At 66.8% G+C, this 20,034-nt stretch carries 19 protein-coding genes; all 19 read left to right on the plus strand.

From position 1 onward, the window contains the following. The first annotated feature begins 19 nt into the window (after nt 1–19). Nucleotides 20–3,505, plus strand: a complete 3,486-nt coding sequence (gene rpoB, locus ABD231_RS02190; RefSeq protein WP_344144577.1) for a DNA-directed RNA polymerase subunit beta — start codon at nt 20–22, stop codon at nt 3,503–3,505. A 62-nt stretch (nt 3,506–3,567) separates the two neighbouring features. Further along, nucleotides 3,568–7,428, plus strand: a complete 3,861-nt coding sequence (locus ABD231_RS02195) for a DNA-directed RNA polymerase subunit beta' (protein WP_344144579.1) — start codon at nt 3,568–3,570, stop codon at nt 7,426–7,428. 169 nt (nt 7,429–7,597) lie between these two features. Continuing rightward, complete coding sequence (locus ABD231_RS02200) at nt 7,598–8,908, plus strand: nuclear transport factor 2 family protein (protein WP_344144581.1); 1,311 nt, start codon at nt 7,598–7,600, stop codon at nt 8,906–8,908. A gap of 397 nt (nt 8,909–9,305) precedes the next feature. Beyond that, the gene (gene rpsL, locus ABD231_RS02205) at nt 9,306–9,680 is read left to right on the plus strand and encodes a 30S ribosomal protein S12 (RefSeq protein WP_012923692.1); all 375 of its coding nucleotides are present in this window, start codon (nt 9,306–9,308) and stop codon (nt 9,678–9,680) included. After that, nucleotides 9,680–10,150: a 30S ribosomal protein S7 gene (gene rpsG, locus ABD231_RS02210; RefSeq protein WP_344144583.1), complete on the plus strand. Its 471-nt coding sequence runs from the start codon at nt 9,680–9,682 to the stop codon at nt 10,148–10,150. Before rpsL ends, rpsG begins: the two co-directional genes overlap by 1 nt. A gap of 122 nt (nt 10,151–10,272) precedes the next feature. Further along, the gene (fusA, locus tag ABD231_RS02215; RefSeq protein ID WP_380154823.1) at nt 10,273–12,333 is read left to right on the plus strand and encodes an elongation factor G; all 2,061 of its coding nucleotides are present in this window, start codon (nt 10,273–10,275) and stop codon (nt 12,331–12,333) included. 72 nt (nt 12,334–12,405) lie between these two features. After that, nucleotides 12,406–13,599 (plus strand): elongation factor Tu, encoded by a 1,194-nt coding sequence (gene tuf, locus ABD231_RS02220; protein ID WP_344144587.1) that lies wholly within the window; start codon nt 12,406–12,408, stop codon nt 13,597–13,599. Between the two features lie 358 nt (nt 13,600–13,957). After that, on the plus strand, nt 13,958–14,266 hold the full coding sequence (gene rpsJ / locus ABD231_RS02225; RefSeq protein ID WP_012923688.1) for a 30S ribosomal protein S10: 309 nt from the start codon (nt 13,958–13,960) through the stop codon (nt 14,264–14,266). Between the two features lie 16 nt (nt 14,267–14,282). Next, a complete protein-coding gene (rplC, locus tag ABD231_RS02230; RefSeq protein ID WP_344144589.1) occupies nt 14,283–14,939 on the plus strand; it encodes a 50S ribosomal protein L3 in 657 nt (218 codons plus the stop codon). Next, complete coding sequence (rplD, locus tag ABD231_RS02235; RefSeq protein ID WP_344144591.1) at nt 14,936–15,631, plus strand: 50S ribosomal protein L4; 696 nt, start codon at nt 14,936–14,938, stop codon at nt 15,629–15,631. Before rplC ends, rplD begins: the two co-directional genes overlap by 4 nt. Further along, entirely contained in the window at nt 15,628–15,933 is a 306-nt protein-coding gene (rplW, locus tag ABD231_RS02240) for a 50S ribosomal protein L23 (protein WP_329003464.1), read from the plus strand. The genes rplD and rplW overlap by 4 nt, the downstream gene beginning before the upstream one ends. Then, nucleotides 15,933–16,766: a 50S ribosomal protein L2 gene (gene rplB / locus ABD231_RS02245; protein WP_344144594.1), complete on the plus strand. Its 834-nt coding sequence runs from the start codon at nt 15,933–15,935 to the stop codon at nt 16,764–16,766. The genes rplW and rplB overlap by 1 nt, the downstream gene beginning before the upstream one ends. 15 nt (nt 16,767–16,781) lie before the next feature. Then, nucleotides 16,782–17,063 carry a 30S ribosomal protein S19 gene (rpsS, locus tag ABD231_RS02250; protein WP_130441496.1) on the plus strand — a complete coding sequence of 94 codons (282 nt, stop codon included), beginning with the start codon at nt 16,782–16,784 and terminating at the stop codon, nt 17,061–17,063. Between the two features lie 51 nt (nt 17,064–17,114). Next, a complete protein-coding gene (gene rplV / locus ABD231_RS02255; RefSeq protein WP_425554139.1) occupies nt 17,115–17,717 on the plus strand; it encodes a 50S ribosomal protein L22 in 603 nt (200 codons plus the stop codon). Between the two features lies 1 nt (nt 17,718). Continuing rightward, on the plus strand, nt 17,719–18,570 hold the full coding sequence (gene rpsC, locus ABD231_RS02260) for a 30S ribosomal protein S3 (RefSeq protein ID WP_344144599.1): 852 nt from the start codon (nt 17,719–17,721) through the stop codon (nt 18,568–18,570). Between the two features lie 3 nt (nt 18,571–18,573). Then, nucleotides 18,574–18,993 (plus strand): 50S ribosomal protein L16, encoded by a 420-nt coding sequence (gene rplP, locus ABD231_RS02265; protein ID WP_344144601.1) that lies wholly within the window; start codon nt 18,574–18,576, stop codon nt 18,991–18,993. Next, nucleotides 18,993–19,283, plus strand: coding sequence for a 50S ribosomal protein L29 (rpmC, locus tag ABD231_RS02270; protein WP_344144603.1), 291 nt, complete (start codon nt 18,993–18,995; stop codon nt 19,281–19,283). Before rplP ends, rpmC begins: the two co-directional genes overlap by 1 nt. Beyond that, nucleotides 19,280–19,576, plus strand: a complete 297-nt coding sequence (gene rpsQ / locus ABD231_RS02275; RefSeq protein WP_344144605.1) for a 30S ribosomal protein S17 — start codon at nt 19,280–19,282, stop codon at nt 19,574–19,576. Before rpmC ends, rpsQ begins: the two co-directional genes overlap by 4 nt. An 88-nt stretch (nt 19,577–19,664) precedes the next feature. Then, a complete protein-coding gene (rplN, locus tag ABD231_RS02280; RefSeq protein WP_077019238.1) occupies nt 19,665–20,033 on the plus strand; it encodes a 50S ribosomal protein L14 in 369 nt (122 codons plus the stop codon). The last annotated feature ends 1 nt before the right edge of the window (nt 20,034 follow it).

Here is a 20,034-nt window from a genome sequence, read left to right on the forward strand (position 1 = left end):
GCCCGTGGAAGGACGCCCCTTGGTCGCCTCGCGCAACCCCCAGTCCGACAGCATTTCCGACGTTTCCGGCTCTCCCCGCCGTATCTCCTTCGCGAAGATCGCGCAGCCTCTCGAGGTTCCCGATCTGCTCGCGCTGCAGGTGGACAGTTTCGACTGGCTGGTCGGTAACGAAACCTGGCAGGCCCGTGTGGCCGCCGCCGAGGCCGAAGGACGGACCGAACTGTCCGGCCCCTCCGGCCTGGAAGAGATCTTCGAGGAGATCTCCCCGATCGAGGACTTCAGCGGCACCATGTCGCTGTCGTTCCGCGACCACCGGTTCGAGCCGCCGAAGAACACGGTCGACGAGTGCAAGGAGCGCGACGTCACGTATTCGGCGCCGCTGTTCGTCACCGCCGAGTTCATGAACAACGAGACCGGCGAGATCAAGAGCCAGACCGTCTTCATGGGTGACTTCCCGCTGATGACGCGCAAGGGCACCTTCGTGATCAACGGCACCGAGCGGGTCGTCGTCTCGCAGCTGGTCCGTTCGCCCGGTGTGTACTTCGAGCGCACGCCGGACAAGACGTCCGACAAGGACATCTTCACCGCCAAGGTGATCCCGTCGCGCGGTGCGTGGCTGGAGTTCGAGGTCGACAAGCGGGACATGGTCGGTGTCCGGCTGGACCGCAAGCGCAAGCAGAACGTCACCGTGCTGCTGAAGGCCCTGGGCTGGACCGACGCGCAGATCCTCGAGGAGTTCGGCGAGTACGAGTCGATCCGCCTCACCCTGGAGAAGGACCACACCTCCGGGCAGGACGACGCGCTGCTGGACATCTACCGCAAGCTGCGTCCGGGCGAACCGCCGACGCGCGAGGCCGCGCAGGCGCTGCTGGAGAACTACTACTTCAACGGCAAGCGCTACGACCTGGCCAAGGTCGGCCGCTACAAGATCAACAAGAAGCTGGGTCGCGACGAGACCCACGACACGGCCGTGCTGACGATCAACGACATCGTCGCCACGATCAAGTACCTGGTCGCCCTGCACGAGGGTAAGACCGAGCTGCCCGCGCCGACCGGTGAGATCGTCGTCGAGGAAGACGACATCGACCACTTCGGCAACCGGCGGCTGCGTACCGTCGGCGAGCTGATCCAGAACCAGCTGCGCACCGGCCTGGCCCGGATGGAGCGCGTGGTCCGGGAGCGGATGACGACCCAGGACGTCGAGGCGATCACGCCGCAGACCCTGATCAACATCCGTCCGGTGGTCGCGGCACTGAAGGAGTTCTTCGGTACGTCGCAGCTGTCGCAGTTCATGGACCAGACCAACCCGGTGGCCGGTCTGACCCACAAGCGCCGGCTGAACGCGCTCGGCCCGGGTGGTCTGAGCCGTGAGCGGGCCGGCTTCGAGGTCCGCGACGTGCACCCGTCCCACTACGGCCGGATGTGCCCGATCGAGACCCCGGAAGGCCCGAACATCGGTCTGATCGGCTCGCTCGCGTCGTACGGCCGGGTGAACCCGTTCGGCTTCGTCGAGACGCCGTACCGCAAGGTCATCGAGGGTCTGGTCACCACGCAGGTGGACTACCTGACCGCGGACGAGGAGGACCGGTTCGTCATCGCGCAGGCCAACGCCGCGCTGACCGACGACAACCGGCTCGCCGAGGACCGCGTGCTGGTCCGTCGCCGGCACGGTGAGGTCGAGCTCGCGCTGGTCGCGGACGTCGACTACATGGACGTCTCGCCGCGCCAGATGGTGTCGGTCGCGACCGCCCTGATCCCGTTCCTCGAGCACGACGACGCCAACCGCGCGCTGATGGGCTCGAACATGCAGCGCCAGGCGGTGCCGCTGATCACCTCGGACGCGCCGCTGGTCGGCACCGGGATGGAGTTCCGCGGTGCGGTCGACGCCGGCGACGTGGTCGTCTCCGACAAGGCTGGTGTGGTCAAGGAGGTCTCGGCCGATCTGATCGAGATCGCCGCCGACGACGGCACCTACCAGACCTACCGGCTGCAGAAGTTCCGTCGCTCGAACCAGGGCACCTGCATCAACCAGCGTCCGCTGGTCGACGCCGGGCAGCGGGTCGAGATCGGCTCGCCGCTGGCCGACGGTCCGTGCACCGACGAGGGCGAGATGGCCCTCGGCCGGAACCTGCTCGTTGCGTTCATGCCGTGGGAGGGTCACAACTACGAAGACGCGATCATCCTGTCGCAGCGCGTCGTACAGCAGGACCTGCTGACCTCGATCCACATCGAGGAGCACGAGGTCGACGCCCGCGACACCAAGCTGGGTCCGGAGGAGATCACCCGGGACATCCCGAACGTCTCCGACGAGATGCTGGCGGACCTGGACGAGCGCGGCATCATCCGGATCGGCGCCGAGGTCACCACCGGTGACATCCTGGTCGGCAAGGTCACGCCCAAGGGTGAGACCGAGCTGACTCCGGAAGAGCGCCTGCTGCGCGCCATCTTCGGTGAGAAGGCGCGGGAGGTCCGCGACACCTCGCTGAAGGTTCCGCACGGTGAGCAGGGCACCGTCATCGGCGTCCGGGTCTTCGACCGGGACAACGGCGACGAGCTGCCGCCGGGTGTCAACCAGCTGGTCCGGGTGTACGTCGCCCAGAAGCGCAAGATCTCCGTCGGTGACAAGCTCGCCGGACGCCACGGCAACAAGGGCGTCATCTCGAAGATCCTGCCGGTCGAGGACATGCCGTTCATGGAGGACGGCACCCAGGTCGACATCATCCTGAACCCGCTGGGCGTGCCCGGCCGGATGAACGTCGGTCAGGTCCTGGAGACGCACCTCGGGTGGGTCGCCAGCCGCGGCTGGAAGGTCGACCCGGACAGCAAGGAAGAGTGGGCCCAGCGACTCATCAAGATCGGCGCCGGCGAGGCCGAGCCGATGACGAACGTCGCCACCCCGGTCTTCGACGGTGCCCGCGAGGAAGAGGTCACCGGCCTGCTCGGCTCGACCCTGCCGAACCGCGACGGTGACCGGATGGTCAACAGCACCGGTAAGGCCCGGCTCTTCGACGGCCGCTCCGGCGAGCCGTTCCCGGAGCCGGTCGGCGTCGGCTACATGTACATGCTGAAGCTGCACCACCTGGTGGACGACAAGATCCACGCCCGCTCGACCGGTCCGTACTCGATGATCACGCAGCAGCCGCTGGGTGGTAAGGCGCAGTTCGGTGGTCAGCGGTTCGGCGAGATGGAGGTGTGGGCCCTCGAGGCCTACGGTGCCGCCTTCGCGCTGCAGGAGCTGCTGACGATCAAGTCGGACGATGTGGTCGGTCGCGTGAAGGTCTACGAAGCGATCGTCAAGGGCGAGAACATCCCGGAGCCGGGTATCCCGGAGTCCTTCAAGGTTCTGGTCAAGGAAATGCAGTCTCTGTGTCTGAATGTCGAGGTCCTCTCGTCCGACGGAAGCCGGGTCGAGATGCGCGACAGCGAAGAGGACGTCTTCCGCGCTGCGGAGGAACTGGGTATCGACCTGTCCCGGCGCGAGCCGAACAGCGTCGAGGAGGTCTGAGCGCGTTGCTCGAACCTAGCCAATTCGTTCAGACCAACCTTTTCTACGGGAGATAACACATCGTGCTCGACGTGAACTTCTTCGACGAGCTTCGGATCGGCCTGGCCACAGCGGATGAAATCCGCCAGTGGTCGCACGGCGAGGTCAAGAAGCCCGAGACGATCAACTACCGGACGCTCAAGCCTGAGCGTGACGGCCTGTTCTGCGAGAAGATCTTCGGTCCCACCCGGGACTGGGAGTGCTACTGCGGTAAGTACAAGCGTGTTCGCTTCAAGGGCATCATCTGCGAGCGGTGTGGCGTCGAGGTCACCCGCTCCAAGGTGCGGCGGGAGCGGATGGGCCACATCGAGCTGGCCGCTCCGGTCACCCACATCTGGTACTTCAAGGGTGTCCCGTCGCGGCTCGGCTACCTGCTCGACCTCGCCCCGAAGGACCTCGAGAAGGTCATCTACTTCGCGGCGTACATGATCACCGACGTCGACGACGAGGCACGGCACCGTGACCTCGCGTCGTTGGAGGGCCGGACCGACGTCGAGCGCAAGCAGCTCGAGAACCGGCGCGACAACGACATCGAGACCCGGATGAAGAAGCTCGAGGAGGACCTCGCGCAGCTCGAGTCCGAGGGCGCGAAGGCCGACGTCCGCCGCAAGGTGAAGGAAGGCGCCGAGCGTGAGGTCAAGCAGCTGCGCGACCGTGCGCAGCGCGAGATCGACCGCCTCGACGAGGTCTGGACCCGGTTCAAGAACCTGAAGGTCCAGGACCTCGAGGGTGACGAGATCCTCTACCGCGCCATGAAGGAGCGTTTCGGCAAGTACTTCGCCGGAGCGATGGGCGCGGCCGCGATCCAGCGCCGGCTCGAGACCTTCGACCTGAAGGCCGAGGCGGACAACCTGCGCGAGACGATCAAGACCGGTAAGGGCCAGCGCAAGACCCGCGCCCTGAAGCGGCTCAAGGTCGTCACCGCGTTCCTGGCCACCAACAACAGCCCGATGGGTATGGTCCTGGACTGCGTCCCGGTCATCCCGCCGGACCTGCGGCCGATGGTCCAGCTCGACGGTGGCCGGTTCGCCACCTCCGACCTGAACGACCTGTACCGCCGGGTGATCAACCGGAACAACCGCCTCAAGCGGCTGCTCGACCTCGGCGCGCCCGAGATCATCGTCAACAACGAGAAGCGGATGCTGCAGGAGGCCGTCGACGCACTGTTCGACAACGGCCGCCGCGGCCGTCCGGTCACCGGCCCGGGCAACCGGCCGCTGAAGTCGCTGTCCGACATGCTCAAGGGCAAGCAGGGCCGGTTCCGTCAGAACCTGCTCGGCAAGCGCGTCGACTACTCCGGCCGTTCGGTCATCGTCGTCGGCCCGCAGCTGAAGCTGCACCAGTGCGGTCTGCCGAAGGCGATGGCGCTGGAGCTGTTCAAGCCGTTCGTGATGAAGCGGCTGGTCGACCTCAACCACGCGCAGAACATCAAGTCCGCCAAGCGGATGGTCGAGCGTCAGCGCGCCCAGGTCTGGGACGTGCTGGAAGAGGTCATCACCGAGCATCCCGTGCTGCTGAACCGTGCGCCTACGCTGCACCGGCTGGGCATCCAGGCGTTCGAGCCGCAGCTGATCGAGGGCAAGGCGATCCAGATCCACCCGCTCGTCTGCTCGGCGTTCAACGCCGACTTCGACGGTGACCAGATGGCGGTGCACCTGCCGCTGTCGGCCGAGGCCCAGGCCGAGGCGCGGATCCTGATGCTGTCGACGAACAACATCCTGAAGCCGGCCGACGGCCGTCCGGTCACGATGCCGACGCAGGACATGATCATCGGCATCTACTTCCTGACGATGCTGAAGGACGGCGCGCTGGGCGAGGGCCGGGCGTTCGGCTCGGTGGCCGAGGCCATCATGGCCTTCGACCGCAACGAGCTGTCGCTACAGGCCAAGATCACGCTGCGGCTCACCGGCGCGGGTGCGCCGGAGGGTTCGGAGGAGCTGTCCACCGGCGGGTTCTCGCTGGAGACCACGCTCGGCCGGGCGCTGTTCAACGAGACGCTGCCGGCGGACTACCCGTTCGTCAACCTCGAGGTCGGCAAGAAGCAGCTCGGCGGGATCGTCAACGACCTGGCCGAGCGCTACACAAAGGTCGAGGTCGCCAACGCCCTCGACGCGTTGAAGGACCTCGGTTTCCGCTGGGCCACCCGGTCCGGTGTCACCGTGTCCATCGACGACTTCAGCACGCCGCCGTCCAAGCCGGAGATCATGGCGCGGTACGAGTCGCAGGCCGAGAAGGTCCAGAAGCAGTTCGAGCGGGGTCTGATCACCTCGTCCGAGCGGCGTCAGGAGCTGATCGAGATCTGGACCGGAGCCAACGCCGAGGTCGGCAAGGCGATGGAGGAGAACTTCGAGAAGCACAACCCGATCTGGATGATGGTCCACTCGGGTGCGCGTGGAAACATGATGCAGATCCGGCAGATCGCCGGTATGCGTGGTCTGGTGGCCAACCCGAAGGGCGAGATCATCGCCCGTCCGATCAAGGCCAACTTCCGCGAGGGCCTGTCCGTCGTCGAGTACTTCATCGCGACGCACGGTGCTCGTAAGGGTCTGGCCGACACCGCGCTGCGGACCGCCGACTCGGGGTACCTGACCCGTCGTCTGGTGGACGTCTCGCAGGACGTCATCATCCGCGAGGAGGACTGCGGCACCGAGCGCGGTCTGCCCAAGCAGATCGGTGAGGACGGTCCGGACGGCCGCGTCGTACACGCCGAGAATGTCGAGACCAGCGCCTACGCACGGACGCTGGCCACCGACACCACCGGGGCCGACGGCAGCATCGTGCTGACCGCGGGCGCCGACCTGGGCGACGTCTCGATCGCGAAGCTGATCGAGGCCGGGGTCAAGGAGGTCAAGGTCCGCTCCGTGCTGACCTGTGACGCCAAGACCGGTACCTGCGCCAAGTGCTACGGCCGTTCGCTGGCGACCGGCAAGCCGGTCGACATCGGTGAGGCCGTCGGTATCATCGCGGCCCAGTCCATCGGTGAGCCGGGCACGCAGCTGACGATGCGTACCTTCCACACCGGCGGTGTCGCGGGTGATGACATCACCCACGGTCTGCCGCGTGTCGTCGAGCTGTTCGAGGCCCGGCAGCCGAAGGGCAAGGCGCCGATCTCCGAGGCGGCCGGCCGGATCTCGATCGAGGACACCGACAAGACCCGGAAGCTGGTGCTCACCCCGGACGACGGTTCCGAGGAGGTCGCCTACCCGGTGTCGAAGCGTGGTCGCCTGCTGATCGAAGAGGGTCAGCACGTCGAGGTCGGCCAGCAGCTCATGCAGGGCACGCCGGACCCGCAGGAAGTGCTGCGGATCCTGGGTGTTCGCAAGGCGCAGGAGCACCTGGTGGACGAGGTCCAGGCCGTGTACCGGTCGCAGGGTGTGGCCATCCACGACAAGCACATCGAGATCATCGTCCGGCAGATGCTGCGCCGGGTCACGGTGATCGAGTCGGGTGACGCGAACCTGCTGCCGGGTGAGCTCGCGGACCGCATCCTCTTCGAGGGTGAGAACCGCCGCGTGGTCGCCGAGGGCGGTACACCGGCCTCCGGTCGCCCGGTGCTGATGGGTATCACGAAGGCCTCGCTGGCCACCGAGTCGTGGCTGTCGGCCGCCTCCTTCCAGGAGACGACCCGCGTCCTCACCGAGGCCGCGATCCACGGCAAGTCCGACTCCCTGGTCGGTCTGAAGGAGAACGTCATCATCGGAAAGCTGATCCCGGCGGGTACCGGCATGGACCGTTACCGCAACATCCGGGTGGAGCCCACCGAGGAGGCGAAGGCCGCGATGTACTCGATGGTCGGCTACGAGTCGTACGACTACGACTTCGGCCCGTCCGCCGGGCAGTCGGTCCCGCTCGACGACTTCGACCTCGGTTCGTACCAGAACTGATCCGAGTCACCCGCGACGGCGGTATCCCTTCGGGGGTGCCGCCGTCGCGGCGTTTTCGGGGTAGTTCAAACGCTTTGCGGGTAAGGGAAATCGGACGTTTCGGATCGTAACCGCGGGGACACTCGGGGTGGTGGTCCAAAGTGTCCGGGGCATGGTCCAAGATTGGGTCATGACGGATCTTCCGGGCTATCTGCGGCCCTTCGTCCTCGGCGTGCTGGACGGGCCCGAGGTGCGTGTCGACAGGCTCGGCGAGATCGACTTCTACCGCCCTGTGGGCAGCGCCCGGACGGGCGCGATTCTCTTTGTGCACGGTGGTCCGGCACCTGCTGATCTCCAGGCGACGCCTCGGGACTGGCCGGTCTACAAGGGATATGCGACCGCCGCCGCTCGCCGTGGAGCGGTGGCCGCCGTCGTCGATCACAGCCTGATCCGGGGCCTGGACCAGTTGTCCAGCGCCGCGGACGAGGTGGAGGCAGCGATCGGCGTACTGCGTTCTGATCCGCGCGTCGACCCGGATCGGGTCGTGCTGTGGGTCTTCTCCGGTGCCGGACTGCTGGCAGGGGAGTGGCTGGACAGCCGCCCCGACTGGCTGCGCGGCGTCGCCCTCACCTATCCGCTGCTCGCCACCCCGCCCGGTGTCGACGATCTGGTCAACGCCGCCGAAGTCATCGGCAAACACAAGGACCTGCCAGTGCTACTCACCAAGGTCGGGCTGGAGCGCGACGAGCTCGCCGGCCCCGTGGCGGAGTTCGTCTCCGCGGGTGGCACCGCGCTGGACATCATCGACGTACCGAAAGGGCACCACGGGTTCGACATGCTCGACCACACCGAAGAATCACGCGCCGCCGTCACCAAGGCTCTGGACTGGGCGATCGCCCACCTGGGCGAAGAGCCGGGGACGGCGGCCCAGGGCGACCTCCTCGTCCCGCCACCGAAAGCCAGGACCACGACCCGGCGGACGCCGGCCAAGCCAAAACCCGAGCAGGTGAAGGAAGAACTCACCCTCGACATCCCCGCCGAGACTGTTCCGGCCAAGACGGCTCCCGCCGCGGCCGCCGTCGTCGCGCCGGCGCCCGCAGCTGCCGCGCCCGCCAGTGCGCAGCTGCCGGAGACGCCGGAGCTGCTGAGCGCCCTCACGAGCTCCTTCGGGCCCGCGGAGACCCCCGCGGCACGAGTCGTCGGGCGCGAGCACTCGGCGTACGCGGCGCACGATCTGGAGGCGTTTCTGGCGATGTACTCGCCGACCGCCCGGATCTCGTTTGCCGACGGCACCGAGATGAAGGGCCGCCGGTTCCTCCGCGAGCTCTACCAGCCGCTGTTCGAGGCCGGCCGGTGCAAGACCGAGGTGGTGCAGAAGCTGATGGTCGGCGAGTGGGTGGTCGAGCACCAGGTCGCGCACGACAGCGGCGAGCCGGTGGCCCGGCTCGGGCTCTACCGGGTCTCCGAAGGCCTGATCACGGACGTCGAATTCCGCTCCTGAACCGGTCCGGATGAGACGGTGATCCGCCTGCTGGACGGTCTGCGGGCGCCGTGAAAGCGGCGCCCACTGGTCTGGCAGTGATACCTGCCACGGGGGCGGTCAGAGGTACGCCGGGGAGCCTGTAGACTGGAACAGCGGTTCAGCCTCACCGCAGTGCAGTCAGTCATTTTGACCGTGCTGGAGGCAGCCGCTAGTCTTAACGATCGTGCCCGGGTCATCCTGGGCCGTCATGCGTGCCCCTCGTTACATCAGGGTCTGCGCGCGTGGCACGGGACTCCTGCCGACAGTCAGAAAGATTACGGCTTCGGTACGCCCGTGCGCACGCGACACACCCGACCGCGGGGGTCAGGCACAACAGCATGAGCAGAAAGCCGGACGACAGAAAGAGACCTACGCGGTGCCCACCATTCAGCAGCTGGTCCGCAAGGGCCGCCAGGACAAGGTGTCCAAGAACAAGACGCCCGCCCTGAAGGGTTCCCCTCAGCGTCGCGGTGTGTGCACGCGCGTCTACACCACCACGCCGAAGAAGCCGAACTCGGCCCTTCGCAAGGTCGCGCGTGTCCGCCTGACCAGCGGCATCGAGGTCACCGCGTACATCCCCGGCGTCGGCCACAACCTGCAGGAGCACTCGATCGTGCTCGTGCGTGGCGGTCGTGTGAAGGACCTGCCCGGTGTCCGGTACAAGATCATCCGCGGTTCGCTCGACACCCAGGGTGTGAAGAACCGGAAGCAGGCTCGTAGCCGTTACGGCGCGAAGAAGGAGAAGAGCTAATGCCGCGCAAGGGTCCCGCCCCGAAGCGGCCGGTCATCATCGACCCGGTCTACAGTTCGCCGCTCGTCACCCAGTTGATCTCGAAGATCCTGGTCGACGGCAAGAAGCAGATCGCGCAGAGCATCGTCTACACGGCCCTCGAGGGCACGCGGACGAAGACGGGCACCGACCCGGTCATCACGCTGAAGCGCGCGCTCGACAACGTGAAGCCGAGCATCGAGGTGAAGAGCCGTCGCGTCGGTGGCGCCACCTACCAGGTGCCGATCGAGGTCAAGCCGGGCCGCTCGAACACGCTGGCCCTGCGCTGGCTGACGACGTACTCCCGCGCCCGCCGCGAGAAGACGATGTCCGAGCGCCTGATGAACGAGATCCTGGACGCCTCCAACGGTCTGGGCGCCTCGGTCAAGCGCCGCGAGGACACCCACAAGATGGCCGAAGCCAACAAGGCCTTCGCCCACTACCGCTGGTGATCCGGGGTCCGCTCCGGACCCCCGCACGCACACTTTTTACGCAGCACAGAATCGAGAGGTAGACCACCGAGGTGGCCGTACAAATCACCACCGACCTGGCCAAGGTCCGCAACATCGGGATCATGGCGCACATCGACGCCGGCAAGACGACGACGACCGAGCGGATCCTCTTCTACACCGGTATCACGTACAAGATCGGTGAGGTCCACGACGGCGCTGCCACGATGGACTGGATGGAGCAGGAGCAGGAGCGCGGCATCACGATCACGTCCGCCGCGACGACCTGCACCTGGAAAGACCACACCATCAACATCATCGACACCCCGGGCCACGTCGACTTCACCGTCGAGGTGGAGCGCTCGCTGCGCGTCCTCGACGGTGCCGTCGCGGTGTTCGACGGTGTCGCCGGTGTCGAGCCGCAGTCCGAGACCGTGTGGCGTCAGGCCGACCGGTACGGCGTACCGCGGATCTGCTTCGTCAACAAGCTCGACCGCACCGGCGCCGAGTTCATGCGCTGCGTCGACATGATCGTCGACCGGCTGGCCGCGACACCGCTGGTGCTGCAGCTGCCGATCGGCGCCGAGTCCGACTTCATCGGCGTCGTCGACCTGGTCGGGATGCGGGCGCTCACCTGGCGTGGCGAGACCACGATGGGTGAGGACTACACGGTCGAGGAGATCCCGGCCAGCCACACCGAGATCGCGGCCGAGTGGCGCGACAAGCTGATCGAGACGCTGGCCGAGGCCGACGACGAGATCATGGAGCTGTACCTGGAGGGCAACGAGCCCACCCAGGAGCAGGTCGTGGCCGGCATCCGCCGCGCGACGATCGCCTCCAAGCTGACCCCGGTGCTGACCGGTACCGCGTTCAAGAACAAGGGCGTCCAGCCCCTGCTCGACGCGATCAACGCCTACCTGCCGAGCCCGCTCGACGTCCCGGCCATCGAGGGCCACGACGTCAAGGACAGCGAGCAGGTCGTGCTGCGCAAGCCGGACGACAGCGAGCCGTTCTCGGCGCTGGCGTTCAAGATCGCCGCCGACCCGCACCTGGGCAAGCTCACCTTCATCCGGGTGTACTCCGGCAAGCTCGAGACCGGCACGCAGGTCCTGAACCCCACCAAGGGGCGCAAGGAGCGGATCGGCAAGATCTACCGGATGCACGCGAACAAGCGTGAGGAGATCGCCTCGATCGGCGCCGGTCACATCGTCGCGGTGATGGGTCTGAAGGACACCACCACCGGTGAGACGCTGGCCGACCCGGCCAAGCCGGTCGTGCTCGAGTCGATGCAGTTCCCGGCACCGGTGATCTCGGTCGCCATCGAGCCGAAGTCGAAGGGCGACCAGGAGAAGCTGGGCGTCGCGATCCAGCGGCTCGCCGAGGAGGACCCGACCTTCCAGGTCCGGACCGACGACGACACCGGCCAGACGATCATCGCCGGGATGGGTGAGCTGCACCTCGAGGTGCTGGTCGACCGGATGAAGCGCGAGTTCCGCGTCGAGGCCAACGTCGGCAAGCCGCAGGTCGCCTACCGCGAGACCATCAAGAAGAAGGTCGAGAAGGTCGACTACACGCACAAGAAGCAGACCGGTGGTTCGGGTCAGTTCGCGCGTGTGATCATCAACATCGAGCCGACTTCGGTCGAGGCCGGTGGCGAGGGCGGCTACGAGTTCGTCAACGCCGTCACCGGTGGCCGCATCCCCCGCGAGTACATCCCGTCGGTGGACGAGGGCGCGCAGGAAGCCATGGAGTTCGGCGTCCTGGCCGGCTACCCGATGGTGGACGTCAAGGTCACGCTGACCGACGGCGCCTACCACGACGTCGACTCCTCCGAGCTCGCGTTCAAGATCGCCGGTTCGATGGCCTTCAAGGACGCTGCCCGGCGGGCGAACCCGGTCATCCTCGAGCCGATGTTCGCGGTCGAGGTGATCACCCCCGAGGACTACATGGGTGAAGTGATCGGCGACCTCAACTCCCGTCGTGGCCAGATCCAGTCGATGGACGAGGGCCCCGGTGGAAGCCGGGCGATCAAGGCCTCTGTGCCGCTGTCCGAGATGTTCGGGTATGTCGGTGACCTGCGGTCGAAGACCCAGGGCCGTGCGTCGTACTCGATGCAGTTCGATTCCTACGCCGAGGTTCCGAAGAACGTGGCGGAAGAGATCATCAAGAAGGCCCGCGGCGAGTAACCTCGCTCCGGTCCAACCAACCCACAGCGCGTCGGCGTACGGCGTAAGTCAACACTTTCCAGGAGGGCCCCAGTGGCTAAGGCGAAGTTCGAGCGGACTAAGCCGCACGTCAACATCGGCACCATCGGTCACATCGACCACGGTAAGACCACTCTTACCGCGGCGATCACCAAGGTGCTGCACGACAAGTACCCGAACCTGAACGAGGCTTCGGCCTTCGATCAGATCGACAAGGCGCCGGAAGAGCGCCAGCGCGGTATCACCATCTCCATCGCGCACGTCGAGTACCAGACCGAGGCGCGCCACTACGCGCACGTCGACTGCCCGGGTCACGCCGACTACATCAAGAACATGATCACCGGTGCGGCCCAGATGGACGGTGCGATCCTGGTCGTCGCCGCCACCGACGGCCCGATGCCGCAGACGCGTGAGCACGTGCTGCTCGCCCGTCAGGTCGGCGTGCCGGCGATGGTCGTCGCGCTGAACAAGTGCGACATGGTGGACGACGAGGAGATCCTGGAGCTCGTCGAGCTCGAGGTCCGCGAGCTGCTCTCGGAGCAGGAGTTCGACGGCGACAACGCGCCGATCGTCCGCGTCGCCGCTCACCCGGCGCTGCAGGGCGACGCCAAGTGGGGCGAGTCGATCATCGAGCTGATGGACGCGGTCGACTCCTACATCCCGCAGCCGGAGCGCGAGGTCGACAAGCCGTTCCTGATGCCCGTTGAGGACGTCTTCACGATCACCGGTCGTGGCACCGTCATCACCGGCCGGATCGAGCGCGGCATCGTCAAGGTCAACGAGACCGTCGACATCGTCGGCATCCGTGAGACCAAGCAGACGACCACCGTCACCGGTATCGAGATGTTCCGCAAGCTCCTCGACGAGGGCCAGGCGGGCGAGAACGTCGGTCTGCTGCTTCGTGGCACCAAGCGCGAGGACGTCGAGCGCGGCATGGTCGTCATCAAGCCGGGCACCACGACCCCGCACACCTCCTTCGAGGCTTCGGTCTACATCCTCTCGAAGGAAGAGGGCGGCCGGCACACGCCGTTCTTCCAGAACTACCGCCCGCAGTTCTACTTCCGTACCACGGACGTGACCGGCGTCGTCACCCTCCCCGAGGGCACCGAGATGGTCATGCCGGGCGACAACACCGACATGAACGTCGAGCTGATCCAGCCGATCGCCATGGAGGAGAACCTCAAGTTCGCGATCCGTGAAGGTGGCCGCACCGTCGGCGCCGGCCGGGTCACCAAGATCCTCAAGTGATCTCACGAGGTCCGCGTGGGCTCGTAGTCTGAGCCCCGCGGACCTCTGCTTTGCACCCGATCCCCGCTCAGGTGGGCGGGAGATCGGGGTCAAAGCCACCCGATTGGCGTTTCGGCGCCGATCTCTGGCACAATATTCAGGTTGCTCAGGCGAGGTTGCCGGGGCGCGCCCCAGACGTTCCGTCTGGCTGGTGCGCCGGACCGGAGACCATGCCGAGGCCCGGTCCGAGACCGAGCCCCGATCCCCAAGCCCTGGTCGAAGAAGCGGTGAGTCACGCGCGTGCTGCGCACGCGACACACCCGACCGCGGGGGTCGGAGCAACGTAGACGTTGACGATAGAGAAGGACGAAGCGAAGCGATGGCGGGACAGAAGATCCGCATCCGGCTGAAGGCCTACGACCACGAGGTCATCGACAGCTCGGCACGCAAGATTGTCGACACGGTGACGCGTACTGGTGCGAAGGTTGCTGGCCCGGTGCCGTTGCCGACGGAAAAGAACGTGTTCTGCGTCATCCGCTCGCCGCACAAGTACAAGGACAGCCGCGAGCACTTCGAGATGCGCACCCACAAGCGGCTCATCGACATCATCGACCCCACGCCGAAGACCGTCGACTCGCTGATGCGGCTCGACCTGCCGGCGGGCGTCGACATCGAGATCAAGCTCTGAGGGACGCGAACAGCTGATGAGCAATCACAAGAACACGCGCGGTCTGCTGGGCACCAAGCTCGGCATGACCCAGACCTGGGACGAGAACAACCGTGTCGTCCCCGTCACCGTGATCCAGGCCGGCCCGTGTGTCGTCACCGGCGTCCGGACCGCTGCCGACGCCGGCTACGACGGCGTCCAGATCGCGTTCGGCGACATCGACCCGCGCAAGGTGACCAAGCCCATGCGCGGCCACTTCGACAAGGCCGGCGTGACGCCGCGGCGGCACCTGCTGGAGCTGCGGACCGCTGACGCCAGCGAGTACACGCTGGGCCAGGAGATCAAGGCCGAGGCCTTCGAGGCCGGCGAGCTGGTCGACGTCTCCGCCACCAGCAAGGGCAAGGGTTTCGCCGGTGTGATGAAGCGGCACGGCTTCCACGGTCTGCGCGCCACCCACGGTGTCCACAAGAAGCACCGCTCGCCGGGTTCCATCGGCGGCTGCGCCACCCCGGGCCGGGTTTTCAAGGGTCTGAAGATGGCCGGCCGGATGGGCCACGAGAAGGTCACCACGCAGAACATCACCGTGCACGCCATCGACGCGGACCGCGGCCTGATCCTGCTCAAGGGTGCCGTTCCCGGTCCCAAGGGCGGCCTGGTGCTGATCCGCAACGCCGCGAAGGGGGCTGCCAAGTGAGCACCGTCGACGTCGTCGCCGTGAAGGGCGACAAGGTCAGCAAGAAGGGTTCCGCCGAGCTTCCGGCCGAGCTGTTCGACGTACAGGTCAACATCCCGCTGATCCACCAGGTAGTGGTGGCCCAGCTGGCCGCGGCCCGTCAGGGCACGCACAAGGTCAAGCGCCGGGGCGAGGTGTCCGGTGGTGGCGCCAAGCCGTACCGCCAGAAGGGCACCGGTCGCGCCCGTCAGGGTTCGACCCGCGCGCCGCAGTTCACCGGTGGTGGCGTCGTCCACGGCCCCACGCCGCGTGACTACAGCCAGCGGACCCCGAAGAAGATGATCGCCGCCGCCCTTCGTGGCGCACTGTCGGACCGGGCCCGGGACGGCCGCGTGTTCGTCGTCGAGGCGTTCGTCGAGGGCGACACCCCGTCGACCAAGAGCGCGCTCAGCGTGCTGTCGGCCGTCACCGACCCGGGCAAGGCGCTCGTCGTCGTGGACCGGGCCGACGAGCTCACCTGGCTGAGCCTGCGCAACGTGCAGCACGTGCACCTGATCGCGGCCGACCAGCTGAACGCGTACGACGTGCTGTGCAGCGACGCGGTCGTGTTCACCAAGGGTGCGCTCGACAGCTTCGTCGCCGGCGCCCCGAAAGGTAAGTCCGTGAAGGCCGTCGCAACGTCGACCGAGGCCGAGCAGGAGGTTGAAGCATGAGCCACGGAGTGAACAAGGACCCGCGGGACGTGCTGCTGCGGCCGGTCGTGAGCGAGAAGAGCTACGGCCTGCTGGACGAGCAGAAGTACACGTTCGAGGTCGCTCCCGACGCCAACAAGACCGAGATCAAGCTCGCGGTCGAGAAGGTGTTCAAGGTCAAGGTGAACGACGTCAACACGCTGAACCGCAAGGGCAAGCGTCGCCGCACCCGTGCGGGCTGGGGCAAGCGCCCGGACACCAAGCGGGCGATCGTGACCCTCAAGGGTGACGACCGCATCGATATCTTCGGAGGCCAGTCGTAATGGGTATCCGCAAATACAAGCCGACAACGCCGGGCCGTCGTGGCTCCAGCGTGGCCGACTTCGTCGAGCTCACCCGTTCGACCCCTGAGAAGTCGCTGCTGCGCCCGCTGCCGAAGAAGGGTGGCCGCAACAACAGCGGCAAGATCACCACTCGGCACCAGGGTGGCGGCCACAAGCGTGCGTACCGCCTGATCGACTTCAAGCGGTACGACAAGGACGGCGTGCCGGCCAAGGTCGCGCACATCGAGTACGACCCGAACCGCACCGCGCGGATCGCACTGCTGCACTACGTCGACGGCGAGAAGCGCTACATCCTCGCCCCGACCAACCTGAAGCAGGGCACCGTCGTCGAGAACGGCCCGGCCGCCGACATCAAGGTCGGCAACAACCTGCCGCTGCGCAACATCCCGGTCGGCTCCACGATCCACGCTGTCGAGCTGCGTCCGGGTGGTGGCGCCAAGATGGGCCGCTCCGCCGGTACCAGCATTCAGCTGGTCGCGAAGGAGGGTCGGATGGCAACCCTGCGGATGCCCTCCGGCGAGGTCCGGATGGTCGACGTACGCTGCCGCGCCACCCTCGGCGAGGTCGGCAACGGCGAGCAGTCGAACATCAACTGGGGCAAGGCCGGCCGGATGCGCTGGAAGGGCAAGCGCCCGACCGTCCGCGGTGTCGCGATGAACCCGGTCGACCACCCGCACGGTGGTGGTGAGGGTAAGACCTCGGGTGGACGCCACCCGGTGTCCCCGTGGGGCAAGCCCGAGGGCCGTACCCGTACCCGCAAGGAAAGCGACCGCATGATCGTCCGGCGCCGCAAGGCCGGCAAGAAGCGCTGATAGGAGCCGGCCAGAATGCCACGCAGCTTGAAGAAGGGCCCGTTCGTCGACCACCACCTGGCCAAGAAGGTGGAGGTGCAGAACGAAAAGGGCACCAAGAATGTGATCAAGACCTGGTCCCGCCGATCGATGATCGTGCCGGACATGATCGGCCACACGATTGCGGTGCACGACGGCCGCAAGCACGTGCCGGTGTTCGTGACGGACGCGATGGTCGGGCACAAGCTCGGCGAGTTCGCCCCGACCCGGACGTTCAAGGGTCACGAGAAGGACGACCGGAAGTCACGGCGTCGCTGACCGCTGGTCAGTTGACGACGCGAAAGCAACCTACGGAGAGATTCGAACATCATGAGCGTTCAAGAGCGTAGGGCCGTCAGTGCCCGTCGCGAGAGCCTGCTGGGCGAGGCGCCCGGGGCCTTCGCGGTCGCGCGCTTCGTCCGCGTGACGCCGATGAAGGCGCGTCGCGTGGCCGATCTGGTGCGCGGTGTGGGCGTCGACGACGCACTCGCCACTCTGAAGTTCGCCCCGCAGGCCGCTGCCGCGACCGTGTACAAGGTCGTGGACAGCGCCGCGGCGAACGCCGAGGGCACCGAGCACCTGAGCCGGGACGAGCTGATCGTCTCGAAGATCCTGGTCGACGAGGGACCGACGCTGAAGCGTCACCGCCCCCGCGCCCAGGGCCGGGCGACCCGGATCGACAAGCGGACCAGCCACATCACTGTCGTGGTGCAGCCGCGGGTCATCGAGGAGCCCGTCGCCAAGGCGCCGGCCAAGAAGACCGCCAAGAAGGCGGACGAGGCCAAGGCTGAGACTGCCAAGAAGGCCCCGGCCAAGAAGACGGCGAAGAAGGCTGCTGCCGAGAAGTCGGACGCGGCCGAGAAGCCGGCCAAGAAGGCCACCGCCAAGAAGGCGGCTGCCAAGAAGGCCACCGCTGAGAAGAAGGAGTCCTGACGTGGGACAGAAGGTAAACCCGCACGGGTTCCGTCTCGGCATCAGCACCGACCACAAGAGCCGTTGGTACGCCGACAAGCTGTACAAGGACTACGTCGGCGAGGACGTCAAGATCCGCAAGCTGCTGAGCAAGGGCATGGAGCGCGCCGGTATCTCCCGTGTGGAGATCGAGCGCACCCGTGACCGCGTGCGGGTCGACATCCACACCGCTCGTCCGGGCATCGTCATCGGTCGCCGTGGCGCCGAGGCGGACCGGATCCGGGGCAGCCTGGAGGAGCTCACCGGCAAGCAGGTGCAGCTGAACATCCTCGAGGTGAAGAACTCCGAGGTGGACGCGCAGCTGGTCGCACAGGGTGTGGCCGAGCAGCTGTCCGGCCGCGTGGCGTTCCGCCGCGCGATGCGCAAGGCGATGCAGACCACCATGCGTGGCGGCGCCCTGGGCATCCGGATCCAGTGCTCCGGCCGTCTTGGTGGCGCCGAAATGTCGCGGTCGGAGTTCTACCGCGAGGGTCGGGTGCCGCTGCACACGCTGCGCGCCGACATCGACTACGGCTTCTACGAGGCCCGCACGACCTTCGGCCGGATCGGCGTGAAGGTCTGGATCTACAAGGGTGACGTGGCCGGCTCCCGGGCCGAGCGCGAAGCGCAGGCCGCGGCCCGCGCCGCCACCCAGCAGCGTCGGCCGGCCCGTCGCGACGACCGTGGTGGCCGTGGCGGCGACCGCGACCGTGGCGGCGACCGTGGTGGCCGTCGTGACGGTGGCCGGGACAACGCCCGCAACGCGGCTCCGGCTGCCGAGGCGACTGCTCCGGCGGCCGACAAGCCCGCCGAGACGACCGGAACGGAGAGCTGAACGATGCTCATCCCCCGCAAGGTCAAGCACCGCAAGCAGCACCACCCGAAGCGCTCCGGCGCTGCCAAGGGCGGTACCACGCTGGCGTTCGGTGAGTTCGGCATCCAGGCCCTGGAAAGCCACTACGTCACCAACCGGCAGATCGAGTCGGCGCGTATCGCGATGACCCGGCACATCAAGCGTGGCGGAAAGGTCTGGATCAACATCTACCCGGACCGCCCGCTGACCAAGAAGCCGGCCGAGACCCGGATGGGTTCCGGTAAGGGTTCGCCCGAGTGGTGGATCGCGAACGTGAAGTCGGGTCGTGTGATGTTCGAGCTCTCCGGCGTGCCGGAGGACATCGCTCGCGAGGCCATGCGCCGCGCGATCCACAAGTTGCCGATGAAGTGCCGCTTCATCACCCGAGAGGCAGGTGAGAACTGATGGCTACCCTGACCGCCGCCGAGCTGCGGAACCTGGGCCGGGACGAGCTGCTGAGCAAGCTCGGTGAAGCCAAGGAGGAGCTGTTCAACCTCCGGTTCCAGGCTGCCACCGGACAGCTGGAGTCACACGGCCGGCTGCGCGCCGTCCGGAAGGACATCGCCCGCATCTACACGGTGCTGACCGAGCGTGCGCTCGGCATCACCGAAGAGGTCGAGGCCCCGGTCGTCGAGGCCGAGGTCGAGTCGACCGAGACCGCGGACGACAGCGAGAAGGCCGAGGCGAAGGCATGACCGAGAACGTGAAGGACGAGACCGTGAGCACGACCCCCGAGACCCGCAGCACCCGCAAGACCCGTGAGGGCCTGGTGCTCAGCGACAAGATGGACAAGACCATCACCGTCGAGGTCGAGGACCGGGTCAAGCACAAGCTCTACGGCAAGGTCATCCGGCGGACCAGCAAGCTCAAGGCCCACGACGAGCAGAACGCCGCCGGGATCGGCGACCGCGTGCTGCTGATGGAGACCCGGCCGCTGTCGGCGACCAAGCGCTGGCGCCTGGTCGAGATCCTCGAGAAGGCCAAGTAGTCCCGGTTCGTCCGGAAACCAATCGAAATTATTCGTTCCGCAAGGCTCATGTGAATGAGAACCAGCGAGACAACCAGGAGATCAACAGATGATCCAGCAGGAGTCGCGACTGAAGGTCGCCGACAACACGGGCGCAAAGGAAATTCTTTGCATCCGCGTTCTCGGTGGCTCCGGTCGGCGCTACGCCGGTGTCGGTGACACGATCGTCGCCACCGTCAAGGACGCGATCCCGGGTGGCGGCGTCAAGAAGGGCGACGTCGTCAAGGCCGTCATCGTTCGCACCGTGAAGGAGCGCCGGCGTCCGGACGGCTCCTACATCCGGTTCGACGAGAACGCCGCCGTGATCCTCAAGGCCGATGGCGAGCCGCGCGGCACCCGTATCTTCGGGCCGGTCGGCCGGGAGCTGCGCGAGAAGCGCTTCATGAAGATCATCTCGCTCGCACCGGAGGTGCTCTGAG

The sequence above is a fragment of the Kribbella yunnanensis genome, assembly GCF_039529655.1.
Taxonomy (GTDB): Bacteria; Actinomycetota; Actinomycetes; order Propionibacteriales; family Kribbellaceae; genus Kribbella; species Kribbella yunnanensis.